The 13,705-nt window shown below is 34.7% G+C and carries 15 protein-coding genes; 12 read left to right on the forward strand and 3 right to left on the reverse strand.

Annotated features, from left to right (window positions below; all coding sequences use genetic code 11):
* Positions 1-484: 484 nt before the first annotated feature.
* Positions 485-703: a small acid-soluble spore protein SspI gene (gene sspI, locus QWC74_RS00690; protein WP_006783604.1), complete on the reverse strand. Its 219-nt coding sequence runs from the start codon at positions 701-703 to the stop codon at positions 485-487.
* Between the two features lie 63 nt (positions 704-766).
* Positions 767-1,273 carry a gamma carbonic anhydrase family protein gene (locus QWC74_RS00695; RefSeq protein WP_006783605.1) on the reverse strand — a complete coding sequence of 169 codons (507 nt, stop codon included), beginning with the start codon at positions 1,271-1,273 and terminating at the stop codon, positions 767-769.
* 133 nt (positions 1,274-1,406) lie between these two features.
* On the opposite strand from QWC74_RS00695, the gene QWC74_RS00700 reads away from it, so the two are divergent.
* Together QWC74_RS00700 and QWC74_RS00705 are read left to right on the forward strand one after the other, a co-directional pair.
* A complete protein-coding gene (locus QWC74_RS00700; RefSeq protein ID WP_006783606.1) occupies positions 1,407-3,053 on the forward strand; it encodes a polysaccharide biosynthesis protein in 1,647 nt (548 codons plus the stop codon).
* Positions 3,054-3,096: 43 nt separating this feature from the next.
* Entirely contained in the window at positions 3,097-3,495 is a 399-nt protein-coding gene (locus QWC74_RS00705; RefSeq protein ID WP_006783607.1) for a hypothetical protein, read from the forward strand.
* A 33-nt stretch (positions 3,496-3,528) separates the two neighbouring features.
* Here QWC74_RS00705 and QWC74_RS00710 read toward each other — a convergent pair whose 3' ends face one another.
* On the reverse strand, positions 3,529-4,446 hold the full coding sequence (locus tag QWC74_RS00710) for a hypothetical protein (RefSeq protein WP_288993799.1): 918 nt from the start codon (positions 4,444-4,446) through the stop codon (positions 3,529-3,531).
* A 109-nt stretch (positions 4,447-4,555) separates the two neighbouring features.
* Here QWC74_RS00710 and QWC74_RS00715 point away from each other — a divergent pair, with 109 nt between their 5' ends.
* The 10 genes from QWC74_RS00715 to QWC74_RS00760 all read left to right on the forward strand — a co-directional run.
* Positions 4,556-5,290 (forward strand): pseudouridine synthase, encoded by a 735-nt coding sequence (locus QWC74_RS00715; RefSeq protein WP_006783609.1) that lies wholly within the window; start codon positions 4,556-4,558, stop codon positions 5,288-5,290.
* 45 nt (positions 5,291-5,335) lie between these two features.
* Positions 5,336-6,139, forward strand: coding sequence for a PHP domain-containing protein (locus tag QWC74_RS00720; RefSeq protein ID WP_006783610.1), 804 nt, complete (start codon positions 5,336-5,338; stop codon positions 6,137-6,139).
* Between the two features lie 168 nt (positions 6,140-6,307).
* Positions 6,308-6,961 carry a tRNA (guanosine(46)-N7)-methyltransferase TrmB gene (trmB, locus tag QWC74_RS00725; protein ID WP_006783611.1) on the forward strand — a complete coding sequence of 218 codons (654 nt, stop codon included), beginning with the start codon at positions 6,308-6,310 and terminating at the stop codon, positions 6,959-6,961.
* Between the two features lie 12 nt (positions 6,962-6,973).
* Positions 6,974-7,489, forward strand: coding sequence for a DUF84 family protein (locus QWC74_RS00730; RefSeq protein ID WP_006783612.1), 516 nt, complete (start codon positions 6,974-6,976; stop codon positions 7,487-7,489).
* 63 nt (positions 7,490-7,552) lie between these two features.
* Positions 7,553-8,635: a hypothetical protein gene (locus tag QWC74_RS00735; RefSeq protein WP_006783613.1), complete on the forward strand. Its 1,083-nt coding sequence runs from the start codon at positions 7,553-7,555 to the stop codon at positions 8,633-8,635.
* Positions 8,622-8,936 carry a thioredoxin family protein gene (locus QWC74_RS00740; protein ID WP_006783614.1) on the forward strand — a complete coding sequence of 105 codons (315 nt, stop codon included), beginning with the start codon at positions 8,622-8,624 and terminating at the stop codon, positions 8,934-8,936. Before QWC74_RS00735 ends, QWC74_RS00740 begins: the two co-directional genes overlap by 14 nt.
* 121 nt (positions 8,937-9,057) lie before the next feature.
* Complete coding sequence (locus QWC74_RS00745) at positions 9,058-11,382, forward strand: DNA translocase FtsK (protein WP_006783615.1); 2,325 nt, start codon at positions 9,058-9,060, stop codon at positions 11,380-11,382.
* Positions 11,383-11,511: 129 nt separating this feature from the next.
* Entirely contained in the window at positions 11,512-12,825 is a 1,314-nt protein-coding gene (murC, locus tag QWC74_RS00750; RefSeq protein ID WP_006783616.1) for a UDP-N-acetylmuramate--L-alanine ligase, read from the forward strand.
* Between the two features lie 32 nt (positions 12,826-12,857).
* Positions 12,858-13,121, forward strand: coding sequence for a hypothetical protein (locus QWC74_RS00755; RefSeq protein WP_006783617.1), 264 nt, complete (start codon positions 12,858-12,860; stop codon positions 13,119-13,121).
* A 54-nt stretch (positions 13,122-13,175) separates the two neighbouring features.
* Positions 13,176-13,705, forward strand: a 530-nt coding sequence (locus tag QWC74_RS00760) for a YtxH domain-containing protein (RefSeq protein ID WP_288993801.1), incomplete at its 3' end; no start/stop codon positions are given.

Raw genomic sequence — 13,705 nt, forward strand, 5'->3', positions numbered from 1 at the left:
AATTGTAAACGTTTTGTTAAGGAAAGGTTAAGTTTTTGTTGAATATTTGTCGTTTTTTGTAAATAAAATGAGTGAAAAGGAATTTAGATTAAGAAACCAAATAGATTCCTTTTCACAGAATGAAGAGGAGGTAAAGTAGGGAGAAAATCGATTTGTATAATTAAGTGAAGGAAATCTTTAGATTCCATAAGTCGATATAGATTCAAATCATCAAAGATTTTTAACATTTTAATAGACAGCTTTACTGGGGTTAATAGTCTATTCTCTTCAAAAATGGAACTCGACCAAAAGCTACAAAAGAATATAAAAAACGAAGAGCCAAACATAATGAGGGAATGAAGAAAGAAAGACATATATAAGGATATTATTTTTATCAGGAATAAAATTTTGTAAAAACACGAGTTTGTTAAATAATGGATATGGTTTTTGCCATAATAAAAAGTAGAGCGAGAGTTGCTCTACTTTTTAATTCGAAAGCATACAATTAAATTGCTTTTGGACGTAAACATTCTGTGATACGAGAAACTAATTTTTCTTTTTCGTTATCATTACTTCCGTTCCATAAAATTTCAAACATAACTCCAAGTCCTGGAAGTGTTTTTTCTTCTCCAGATTCAATAGCATCCATGATTGTTTCACGAATTTCATCGTAATTAGAATCATCAAGGTTTGCAATAACAGCTTTTCTTAAGTCAAAGTTCATAATAATCACCTCGTAAATAGTTCTTTCGGCTATATTATTTCACATTCTAAAAAACTTATACCCTTACTTTTGGGATTGATATTCTTTAGAAAGTTCAACATATAGGAGGGCATTTTCAATATTGCACTTGAGTTCTGATTCGGTTAAAGGACGAATGATTTTCATTGGGTTACCGAGGGCGAGGTGATTAGCTGGTACTTTCTTATTAGGTGGTACCACGCAACCGGCACCAACCATGGCGCCCGTTTCAATGATGGCTCCATCTAATATAATAGCTCCCATGCCAATTAAAACATCATCCTCTATTGTACAGCCATGTAAAATAGCACCGTGACCAATCGTAACACGATTTTTTATGAGGGTTGGGTGTTCTTTAGTGACATGGATGCAGACAGCTTCTTGAAGGTTTGTTTGTTCACCCACGCAAATGGTATTTAAATCAGCGCGTAGGACGGCGTTATACCAGACACTCGATTCTTTTGACAAGATTACTTTTCCAATAAGGGTGGCATTATGTGCGATAAATGCAGTGGAATCAATTTGTGGAAGATTATTCTGGTAAGAAATCATTTTATTGTTTCCTTTCTTTAAGAGGTTTTGTAACTTTTTAAATTTGTTTGGAAAGTTTCAGGAGTTATAGTAAAATAATAAGGTATGACATTAAAAAACGAAAGAGTTTTGATGTAGAAAGTAGGTCGAAGATATGGGGAATCGCTTTTTAAAGGGTGCGATGGTTTTAAGTATTAGTATGTTTTTGACTAAATTCTTAGGTATCCTTTATGTTATTCCATTCCAACAGTTAGTTGGAGAATCAGGTATGGCGTTATACCAATATGCCTATATACCTTATTCTTTATTCATAAGTTTATCTACCCTCGGAATTCCTGTTGGAATTGCTAAATTCGTATCTAAGTATAATGCAGCGGGTGAGTATGATACAGCTCGTAAAATGTTTAGGTATGGTATTTATTTTATGATTGGTCTAGGATGTGTTGGTTTCTTACTGCTTTATAATATAGCTCCGTTTTATGCACAGCATGTTTTGGCAGGAGAGAGTAAGCTAACCAATTCGGTCGAAGATGTCACGATGGTGATTCAAACGATAAGTTTTGCTTTGTTAATTATTCCAGTAATGGCGATCTTTAGAGGTTTCTTTCAAGGAAATCAAAATATGATTCCCACTTCAGTTTCACAATTTTTAGAACAGGTTGTTCGAATTGTTTTTATTTTAGCGGGTTCTTACTTTATTATTAATATTAAAGGTGGAACAACTGAAGAAGCGGTTGCTTTTTCCGTGTTTTCTGCTTTTTTAGCTGGCGTTATCGCTTTTGGGACACTGTACTATTATTGGCTGAAAAATGTAAAAGGGTTCAACCGTTTATTAAAACAGTCTGTTCCGCATGAAGAGCGAGATTATACGAAGTTGTTTACGGAATTAATCTCATATGCAATCCCATTTGCTATTTTAGGGTTAACAACTAGTTTATTACAAATGGTAGATCAATCAACATTTAATGAATATATGCTTAAAGGTGGTTTCCCGACAGAAAAGGTAGAGGTAGCCTTTGGAATGTATGGTGGAAGCTTATATAAAATTATTATGATTCCAGTTTCATTTGCTATCGCATTTGGGCAGCCATTAATTCCAGAGTTAACACACTATTTAACCTCTGGAAATATGAAACAAGTTCGTAAAAATTTAATGCTTGCGATTCAGTTGACATGTTTTATTACAGTTCCAGCTGTTGTTGGGATGTCTTTATTAGCTAAGCCTATTTATATTTTATTCTTTAACTCAAGTACACCGGGATATAATGAAATGGGAGGACAAATTTTCTTACTTGGATCATTACTCGGATTATTTATGGCACTTTATAGTATTGTCACTGCCATTTTACAAGGAATAGGTGGGCAATGGTATGGAATTGCTTTCTTGGTTGTGGGATTACTTATTAAGTATGTTGGAAATGTCATTTTAATCCCGATGTTCTATGCAGACGGTGCGACTTTATCAACCATGCTGGCTTATACGTTCTGTATTGGTTGTAGTTTATATGTCATTAAACGTAAGACAGGATTTAAGTTGACAGCACTGGCTCGTCGCTTAGTTGCGATTTTTGTGTTTGTGTTTGCGATGGGGATCGTTGTATCTTTAGTGAAGTTAATTTTAAATCAAATCCTTCCATATCAAGAACGATATGTTTTTTCGATTTTATATGTTGCCATTACAGGTGTTATAGGAGCAGGCGTGTACTTCGCCTTAGCATGGTATTTTGATTTACTGACGAATCTATTTGGAACGAAATTTTCACTTGAATCATTGAAAAGACGCATATCTAAGAAAAAATAAGGAATAATGTAGATATATTCTCAACTTGATGAGGGTGAATCGGATGAAAAGAGCAATTCTATTTTTTGTATTAGGGTTTGTTGTTGCTTTTTATGTCATGATGAATGGTAGTGGCTCTTCATCACATCCTATGAGTCAATCTCAAGAGGAACGGGTATCTCATGTCGTAAATGCTTTAAGCGAGTTTAGTAGTGATGTGAAAACATGGTTGTCAGGATTTAAAAATCATGAAAATCCCAAAGAGGAGTCAACGATGAGTACGTCCCTTACTGTTGATTATGATGCGGCTTTGAAAATTGTATCCGAAATGATTGAAGATATTGGATCACTTTTAACCGATGATCAAAAAGCAGCATTAGAGCAAGAAGTCAATCAACTATACCGTCAAAATTTATTGAAAGAGTATGGTGATTCAACTGAAAATCCTATCTATCGTGAATAAAAAAAAGGCTGTATCTTAATGGATACAGCCTTTTTAAATGGTGTTATCGGGTCTAAAACCTAGATAACTTTCTACTTTACGAAGACGAATATTAATATTATCGACACGGTTATAAATTTCATCAACTTCATCACGATAATCGTCTAGTGGTTCGTAACTTTGAATAGGTGTTTGAGATTGAGATTGATAATAATTTTGGGCAGGTGCTTGAGGTTGAGGTTGGTTATAGTTTTGGGCAGGTGTTTGAGGTTGAGGTTGGTTATAGTTTTGGGCAGGTGCTTGAGGTTGAGGTTGGTTATAGTTTTGGGCAGGTGCTTGAGGTTGAGATTGGTTATAGTTTTGAACCGGTGCTTGAGGTTGACTAGTGGCAGGACGTAAGTTTAGTGTGGATGGTTCGTGACCTAATTCGTCAAGTGTGGGTTGAATGAGAGAGGTGAGTTCATTATATTTCCCAGGAAATGAGTTGCTACTTCTATCAATTTGAGATTCGTTGCTTGAAAATGTATTTTGAGTTGGGTTATTAAAAGATTGATTATTTAGGAACGGATTTTGAGGTTGGCTGTTAAAGGATTGATTGGTAGGGAACATGTTTTGAGGTTGATTGTTAAAGGATTGATTGCCGGGAAACATGTTTTGAGGTTGATTGTTAAAGGATTGATTGCCGGCGAACATGTTTTGAGGTTGGTTATTAAAGGATTGACTGCTAGGGAACATATTTTGAGATTGAGTATTAAAGGGCATTTGATTAGGTTGGAAATTGTTAAATTGAGGTTGGTTACCCATTCCTCCAAATCCTTGAGAACCTGGAAGCCCTGGTCCTAAATTATTAGGGAATTGCATTCTATTCACTCCTTGGGGTGGTGTTTTAGGGCTATTTAAAAATTGATTGAGATAAAATTGTTCCATTTCTTCAATAGGTGATTGAGCATTTTTTTTATTTTTACCAAACATGGGCGAAGCCCTCCTTTCTACAGGTACTATATACTATGATTTGAAAAGTAAATGTGTTATGATAATTTGGGTAAAAACCGTTTAATTATTAAAGTTGGAGGATATAACATTGCGTTTAGATAAATTATTGGCTCATACAGGATATGGAACACGTACTGAAGTAAAGAAATTATTAAAATCAAAAGAAGTTAAAGTTGATGGTGTCGTGGTTAAAGATGCAAAAGTTAAAGTCGACTTATCAAAACAGTGTGTGACGGTGTTTGATGAAGTCGTGGAATATCGTGAGTTTGTTTATTTAATGATGAATAAGCCACAAGATTGTTTGAGTGCAACTCGTGATCAGAGATATCGCACAGTCATTGATTTGTTAGACGATTATTATTTAATGTTTGATGTAGCACCTGCAGGACGCCTTGACCGTGATACTGAGGGATTAGTGTTGTTAACGAATGATGGGAAGTTGGCCCATGAAATTATTTCTCCGAAAAAAGATGTTTATAAACGATATGTTGCACATGTCACAGGCGAGTTGACAGATGAAAAACTAAACCAACTAGAAACAGGTGTTGAAATTTTAGATGGAACAGGTGAGGTGTTCTCAACTAAACCCGCCAAAGTGAAAATTTTGCAAAAAAATGATGAATGGACTGAAGTAGAAATTTGTATCACAGAAGGGAAATTCCATCAAGTTAAGCGTATGTTTGCAAGTGTTGGCGGGAAAGTTATTTATTTAAAACGATTAGCTATTGGTGGGTTAGAGTTAGATGAATCACTTGAACTAGGTGAATATCGTGAGTTGACAGATGAAGAGTTAGCCCTTTTAACTTTTGCACACCAAGAGTAATAGTTGTTGAAAAGATTAAATTAATCAACTGAAGAGGTGGAAATAATGCGTGCTGATTTACACGTTCATACGAACATTTCAGATAGTTCTTTAAGTACAGAAGCAACCCTTTTATTAGCGAAAGAGCGTGGTTTAACGCATGTTGCGATTACGAATCATGATACTGTTATGGGGCTCAAAGAAGCAATTGCATTAGGAAAAATGATTGGCATTGAGGTCATTCCAGGGATTGAAATTAGTGCTTATGATTTTAATAGACACGTGAAAGCACATATTTTAGGCTATAATTTTGATTTAGAGGCGCCTCATATTAAGGCATTAGTAGATGAAACGAATCGTCTTCGAGATGAAAATACGAAATGGCAAGTTCAACAGTTGATTGAAGCGGGATATGACTTAACGATGGAAGAAGTTGCAAAGAAGGCCAAAGCTAGTACTGCCTTTTATAAGCAACATATTTTTGATGTCCTAATAGAGAAAGGTTACACACGTGATGAGTTAAAACCGTTATTTAAAAAAGGTGGACTTTGTGATCGTGTGATTACGTATGTAGATGGGCGTGATGCAGTGAAAGCAATTAAAGCAGATGGTGGAATTGCTGTTATTGCACATCCTGGACAATCAAAGTCGTATGATATGATTCCAGATTTAGTAGAAGTTGGATTGGATGGGATTGAAAAATATCATCCCGATCATCAAGCGTTAGATTATCAACGTATCGATGAATTAGTGAATCGATATCAGTTGATTATAACGACGGGATCAGATTTTCATTCTACTTATGGACCTAATCGTCCGTTTGGAACACTCGTCATGGAAGAGTTGCCATTTAAATTAAACGAAAAATAAAAGTGGATGTGTCATCCACTTTTTTTAATGCTAGGTAGGGAACATTCACAATTAAGGCAAGTTGTGATACAATATGACTCGAACTAAAATGAAAATATCGATTTTTGATGAAAAAGGTAAAAAATAGTAGGAACTATTTAGAGATATGAGAAAGGCAACGGTGATAATATGCGTTTACGAAAAGTTAAGGGAGCAGCAGAAACAATTGCAGCACATCCAAATATCGTGGTTCAAAATGAAAAAGAATTAAAAGGGAATTGGCAATCCGTTTTTGAAAAAGAGCAACCTCTTTATATTGAAGTTGGAATGGGAAAAGGACAATTTGTGATTGGAATGGCGCAAAAAAATCCTCATCTAAACTTCATTGGAATTGAAAAGTTTGATTCAGTTATGGTTCGTGCACTTGAAAAAGTGATAGAAGCAGGAGAGTTACCAAACTTGAAATTATTAAAAATTGACGCAGATGAGTTAACAGAAATTTTTGAAGAAAATGAAGTAGCAGGCGTTTACTTAAACTTCTCAGATCCATGGCCAAAACCACGTCATGCAAAACGTCGTTTAACTCATGAAAACTTCTTAAAATTATATCAAACGATTATGAAAGAAGACGGGGCAATCCGATTTAAAACAGATAACCGTCTATTATTCGAGTACTCGTTAGCGAGCTTAAGTCAATACGGGATGATTTTACAAGATGTGGCGCTTGATTTACATAAGCGTGAAGATTTAGAGTGGAATGTGATGACAGAATATGAACAAAAATTTAGTGCTAAAGGTCAGCCAATTTACCGTTTAGAAGCTGTTTTTGCTCAAGAAAAGTAAGAGGATTATGTTGTGAAAATTATTGTGGGATCAACAAATAAAGTAAAAGTGAATGCCGCTAAAGAAGTTTTAGAACCATTTGGCCATGAAATCATAGGTGAAGAAACAGAAAGTGGTGTGTCAAATCAACCGTTTAGTGATCAGGAAACGGTGGAAGGAGCTTTTAATCGTGCTTCTTTAGCCTGTCTTCATGGTGATATTGGGATTGGACTTGAAGCAGGTGTTGAGGAACTTAATGGCATTTATTATTTGGTAAATTGGGGTGTTTTAAAAACGTCTGACCAACAAGTGTTTTATGCTGGAGGAACACGTTTACCTTTACCGATAGAATTGGTAACTCCATTGAAAGAAGGAAAAGAACTTAGTGAAGTGATTGATGCATATTCAAATCGTGTCGATGTTCGTTCTAACGAAGGGGCTATTGGAATTTTAACGGCTGATTTTTATGGTCGTAAAGAAAATTTTGTGCATATTATTCGACTTTTATGGGGACAATATTTATATCTTCAAGAATGTAAAAAATTATAATTTGTGATTGAATCGCTCTCTATGGTATAATAAAGTTGTATTATGCTAAAAGGGGGCGATTTTTTGTCGAAACAAAATAAAGATGTTAAATCTAATTCCAAGCATCAATCTAACACGACATCAAACCAAATTAAGCAACAACTAAATGAGTTTACCAACTCTTCGAAACGAAAATTACAAGCTCTGAATCTAAAAAACAGATTAAAAATTGATCGATTTAAAACGAAAATTTCAGAATCGAAAGTCGATTCTCTATCATATACAACACCTTTACAGACGCAAATAAAACCTCATGATTTACGTATGTTAAATCGTTTCACGACCATTTTTAGTGGCGTAGTCATTACAGGATTAAGTGTGGGGTTATTGTTGATGTCACGTCCGATGATTACTGAAGCTAATTTTGAGACAAAAATGCAAGAGAGTATTGACTCTGCTTTTCATTATTCAGTGATGGAATCTAATACTAAAAATGATAGCATTACTTATCATACACCACGCCAATTTAAGTATTTATATTCACTTGGTGTCAATGATATTATTAAATATAAAGACAATGAGATTATAATGCACTATAATAATCAGTATAATATTATTGGTCAAGACATGGATACTTACTATTTGCTTCGTGATGAAAATAAATCCGCAGGTCAAGAAGTCTTTTATAAAAACTTTAGCAATGGTGAACAAAATGGATTTGTTCAATTAGTTAAAATGGAAGAAAAGTATCTGTTAACTGTGTTTGTAGATGGCACTAAATTATCTGCTCTTGTGGATTACGAAGAAACACCTTATATGACTTATAATATGTTAGTAGTCGCGAAAACTGTTAAGAGTACACAACCAGAAACTTCTACAGCTACTGTAGCGACAGGGACTAATCAAGTCATTCCTGAGACATCTGAAGCAGCAGATGCTAAAAGTTCAACTCTCCTAGAGGTTCCTGCAATGAGTATGGATGAGTCGGGCCATGTTGAAACAAATATGGAACCTGTCACGGATGGGGAACTTTCGACTGTAGAAAGCGAACATGTTATTGATTTTGATTTTAGCACTGAAAAAAGAGGCGAATTTACAGAGACAACACAAGATTCAACTCAAAATTCAGTCGCAACAGAAGAGGGGAATACAAGTGACGGAAATTAATAGTATTGAACAATTCAAAGAATTAATTCAAAATGGTAAGTCCATTGTATTATTTACAGCAAACTGGTGTCCAGACTGTATGGTGATTAAACCATTTATGCCAGCAATTGTTGAAAAATATTCAGATTTTAAATTCTATACAGTGAATCGTGATAATTTAATGGATTTATGTGTAGAACTTGATATTTTTGGAATTCCAAGTTTTGTGGCATTTCATAATGGAGTTGAATCAGGACGCTTTGTCAATAAAGATCGCAAAACTCGTCAACAAATTGAAGACTTTATCGAATCTTTAGTTTAATTCAAAAAATATAAAAATCACCGAGGAAATCATCGGTGATTTTTTTTTCCAATCTTGTGAAATACAGGGTTTTTCATGTATAATTAAGAGTAAACAATTGGGTAATTTAGGGTGTGAAGATATGAAAAAACGTACAATCTTTGATATTGAAAAAATTGGTTTTGGCGATGAACTAGATTTAGTACCTAAAAAGGCACCATCAAAACCAAAATTAGAAAACAAAGAAATAAGAACATCATCGACTATAGTGAGAACATCGTCGAGTCATAAACAGGTAATGAAGCAAGATGAAATCGAACTGCCTGTTACGAAACAAAAAGCAGAAAGAACTAAAATAACCTCTTCACCCAAATCATCAAGATTTAAACCCGTTGAATTTGTTTCACCTATAACAGGACGTCGGGAAAAAAGGCCGAAGTATGTTCAGTTAGCATATGGACAATATCAGTTTTCAACATCATCTGTTGTTGAAACAGTTGAAGATGCAATGAATGCCTTTTCGAATCAAGGTGATTTAGACTATGATTTACAACAGTACGAAAATCAAGAAATGGGAACTGCCGAACTTACAAACAACTTAAGTTCAATTGAAAAGTTAGAAGAAGAGGTTTTAGATGTCTTAACGAATCCGGAGGATGAATTATTTGTTTGTCCCTGTGATACAGTTAAGTCAAACTCTAATACGTTGGAAGCAGATGAAACAAAAAATGATTTACAACTTTCATCGCCAACAACACAGACATCAGATCAAGAATCATCGCTTGAGGTGATTAAGAATCTAACTAATCATCAACAAGAAGAGATTGAAGTAAAGACGTCATTAATTAAACAAACAGAAGCGGGAATTATCATAACACCCTCTCAAATGCCGAGTGATGCGGAAGAGGTCGTTTTAGTTGAAACTCCATTGCATGACTTAGAAGAGACGACAGATGACATTGACTCTTTTGAAGATGAGAACTTCTGTGATGAAGTCCTAGATAGTGTACTGATTGAAGATGATGAACAAACGGTCACTTATTATGAAACACCTAATGCGTCATTATTAAGTGATGCAGATGATGAGCTAGTCTCAGATGACGATTGGATTTTAAGTAAAATGGATATTTTAGAACAAACCTTTAATGATTTTGGTGTTAAAGTTCGTCTAACAGGTGATTTTACACAAGGACCAACCGTGACTCAGATTGAAATTCAACCAGAGGCAGGAACTAAAATTAGCAAAATATCAAGTCTATATAATGATTTAAAACTAAGTTTATCGGTGGAAGAACTTCGAATTGAACCTATTCCAGGAAAAAATATTATAGGGGTTGAAATTCCAAATCGTAAACGAAAAATGGTACGATTGAAAGAGATTTTATCGACTCCAGAGTTCATGCTACATGAAAGCCCGCTTTGTATCGGATTGGGACAAGATATTGCAGGGGAACCCACTTATGTTGATATCTTAACAATGCCTCATGGATTAATTGCAGGGCAAACGGGATCAGGAAAAAGTGTTTGCATTAACACCTTACTCATTAGTATCTTAATGAAAGCAAGCCCTGAAGATGTCCGCATTATGTTAATTGATCCTAAACGTGTAGAGTTAGCTCCATATAATCAAATTCCACATTTAGTGACACCGGTGATTGTTGATGCCCAAAAGGCAGCGATGGGATTAAAGTGGGCGGTTGATGAAATGGAACGTCGTTACGAATTATTTGCAAGTAATGGAGTACGAGACATTAAGTCCTTTAATAATCGACGTCATGAATTTGAAATGACCTATCCAAAGCTTCCATATATTGTGATTGTTATTGATGAGTTAGCTGATTTAATGATGGTATCTGCACAAGAGGTTGAAGATTATATCATGCGTATTACGCAAAAAGCTCGTGCAGCTGGAATTCATTTAATAGTGGCAACTCAACGTCCAACGGTCGATGTCATTACAGGAACGATTAAATCAAATATTCCTTGTCGTATTGCATTTGCTGTAGCCCAAGGAAATGACTCTCGTGTCATATTAGATGACATGGGAGCTCAAAATTTACTTGGTCGCGGAGATATGCTTCTTTTAGAGAGTGGATCAAAGGCAAAACGTGTTCAAGGAGCTTATGTATCAGATGAAGAAATTGATGCTGTTGTTGAGTTTGTGAAAAATCAAGGGAAACCTCAATATTTAATTGAAGATGAAGTGTTTGAAAAAGGGAGTAATGGGATTAAGACAGATTGTGATCCCATGTTAAAAGATGCTATGAGATTTTTCTTCGAAAAAGGATATGCAACAGTGTCTTCCTTACAAACCCGTATGGCGATAGGCTATAATCGTGCAGCTCGAATCATTGATACCCTTGTCTTAAATGGATGGATTGGAGAACCTAATTCATCAAATAAACAACGTGAGATTTTGATTTCTCGTGAAGAGTTCGAATCAATGATGGATGAGACACGGATTTAAACATTAAATACCCTTATTTTTGAACCGCCTTTAGGTCAGACATTTGACTAAAAGGCGGTTTCCAAATAATATAGAAGTGATATAATATAAAAGAAATAATCGTTAAAGCGAGATAGGAGACGATTCATTATGAGTCAAAGATATCATCTCATTGGGATAAAAGGTTCAGGAATGAGTGCGTTAGCACATATTTTATATGACATGGGGAACTATGTTCAAGGATCAGATATTGAGGAAAAACTATTTACTCAAATTGGATTAGAAGCAAAGGGAATCACCCTATATCCATTCGGAAAATCAAAGATTGAACCAGATATGGTTGTGATTATTGGGAATGCGTTTAAAGATGACCATGTGGAAGTGATTCAGGCGAAACAAGCAGGTGCTAAATGTGTTCGTTATCATGATTTTTTAGGAGATTTAGCCTCTAATTTTACATCGATTGCGATTGCGGGAACTCATGGAAAAACAACAACAACTGGGTTATTAGCACATGTATTACGCTTAAATTATCCAACTTCATATTTAATTGGAGATGGAACAGGAAAAGGTGTAGAAAATAGTCGTTTCTTTGTTTTTGAAGCCTGCGAATATCAACGACACTTTTTAGCATATCGACCTGATTATGCTATTATTACGAATATTGAACATGATCATCCTGATTACTTTACAGATATTGATGACGTTTTAGATGCCTTCAATGTTTTTTCAAATCAAACCAAAAAAATGGTCATTGCATGTGGTGATGATCCGGAAGTTAAAAAACTACAAACTTCAACGAATATGATGACTTATGGACTAGAGTCACATAATAATGTAGTCGCTAAAAATATTTTAAAAACGGCTGAGGGAACAGCTTTTGATGTGTTTATTAATGGTGAATTTTATCATACCTTTAACACGCTATTTTTCGGAGATCACATGGTATTAAATAGTTTAGCGGTGATTACTGTTTGTTATTTAGAAGGATTAGAAGCTTCAATCATTGATAAAGATCTAAGATTATTTGAAGGTGTTAAACGACGTTTTGCCCAAAAGAAACACCATACACAAATTATTATTGATGATTATGCTCATCATCCAACGGAAATTGCTGCAACGTTAAAAGCAGTTCGCCAGAAATTCCCAGACCGTAATTTAGTTGCAGTATTCCAACCTCATACTTTTACACGTACCGCTGCCTTTATTGATGAGTTTGCACAAAGTTTAAATTTAGCTGATCACATTTATTTAACTGATATTTTTGGGTCAGCTCGAGAAAGTAGTGGGAGTGTAAGTATCCAAACATTAATTGACAAATGTCATCATGCCAACTTAATTGAAAAGGAAACAGTTGAACAATTACAACAACATCAAGACTCAGTTGTGGTGTTTATGGGAGCTGGAGATATTAAGAAGTATGAGGATGCTTATACAAAATTACCTTGGAGAGTTAAACGTTAAGGTCCTAGGAGAGTTGAAAGGATAGGGAATTTATGACATTTACGATCACGTTATCAGACTTATTAATTTTAGTTATTATGACATGTTTAATTGTTTTAACCGTTTATCTTGTTTTTACACTAAAATCTTTAATTCGTTTATTGAATGAATCTACGACGTTAGTGAATGAAAGTTCTAAAATCGTTGAAGATGTACAAGAAAAAACAAAAGTTGTCGAAAACTATGTGACACAAGCGGTCGCAAATGGACAAGGTGTCTTTAAAGCTGTTTCATTCGTAAATAAAATGAAACGATAATACATAAACTATAATTTGTTATCTTATTTAAAAAAGAATGGAAGGTGTATCTAAATGAAAAAAAGAAATGTATTTGTATTAGGTGCCTTAATGGGTGCAGCGGCTGTGGCTTTATTAACACCAAAATCAGGTAAAGAAATGCAAAAAGAGTTATTAAACAAAGTAGACGAGATCCAAAATAAAATTAAAGATATCGAAATTGAAGATGTGAAACAAAGTTTTACAGCGAAATTAGATGAAATTAAAGACTTAGTCAATAACTTTGATTGGGAAAGCTCAAAAGCAGAGTTAGAAAGCAAAGTGAATGATGTCAAAGAAAAGCTAAATGATATGCTTGTTCGTGTTGAAGAAGCAAAAGATACAGTGAAAGACGAGGTCAAATCATTCGGTGATGATTTAGAAGATGATTTTACCATTGTGATTGATGCTGTTAAAGACGGTGCGAAAGATGTAAAAGAAAAGGCAACAGAAGCTGCATCAAATGTTGTTGAAACAGTAAAAGAAGTAGCCATTGATGCAAAAGATAAAGCAAAAGTAGCTGCTTCAAATGTGGCGGATACAACAAAAGAAGTGGCGACTGATAT

Source organism: uncultured Turicibacter sp., from assembly GCF_938044715.1.
Classification (GTDB): Bacteria; Bacillota_I; Bacilli_A; order MOL361; family Turicibacteraceae; genus Turicibacter; species Turicibacter sanguinis.

What these genes read in the sequence shown, in the direction of transcription:
- sspI (WP_006783604.1), bottom strand. Translation starts at nt 703, where the DNA reads ATGAACTTTGACTTAAGAAAAGCTGTTATTGCAAACCTTGATGATTCT.
- QWC74_RS00695 (WP_006783605.1), bottom strand. Translation starts at nt 1,273, where the DNA reads ATGATTTCTTACCAGAATAATCTTCCACAAATTGATTCCACTGCATTT.
- QWC74_RS00700 (WP_006783606.1), top strand. Translation starts at nt 1,407, where the DNA reads ATGGGGAATCGCTTTTTAAAGGGTGCGATGGTTTTAAGTATTAGTATG.
- QWC74_RS00705 (WP_006783607.1), top strand. Translation starts at nt 3,097, where the DNA reads ATGAAAAGAGCAATTCTATTTTTTGTATTAGGGTTTGTTGTTGCTTTT.
- QWC74_RS00710 (WP_288993799.1), bottom strand. Translation starts at nt 4,446, where the DNA reads ATGTTTGGTAAAAATAAAAAAAATGCTCAATCACCTATTGAAGAAATG.
- QWC74_RS00720 (WP_006783610.1), top strand. Translation starts at nt 5,336, where the DNA reads ATGCGTGCTGATTTACACGTTCATACGAACATTTCAGATAGTTCTTTA.
- trmB (WP_006783611.1), top strand. Translation starts at nt 6,308, where the DNA reads ATGCGTTTACGAAAAGTTAAGGGAGCAGCAGAAACAATTGCAGCACAT.
- QWC74_RS00745 (WP_006783615.1), top strand. Translation starts at nt 9,058, where the DNA reads ATGAAAAAACGTACAATCTTTGATATTGAAAAAATTGGTTTTGGCGAT.
- murC (WP_006783616.1), top strand. Translation starts at nt 11,512, where the DNA reads ATGAGTCAAAGATATCATCTCATTGGGATAAAAGGTTCAGGAATGAGT.
- QWC74_RS00755 (WP_006783617.1), top strand. Translation starts at nt 12,858, where the DNA reads ATGACATTTACGATCACGTTATCAGACTTATTAATTTTAGTTATTATG.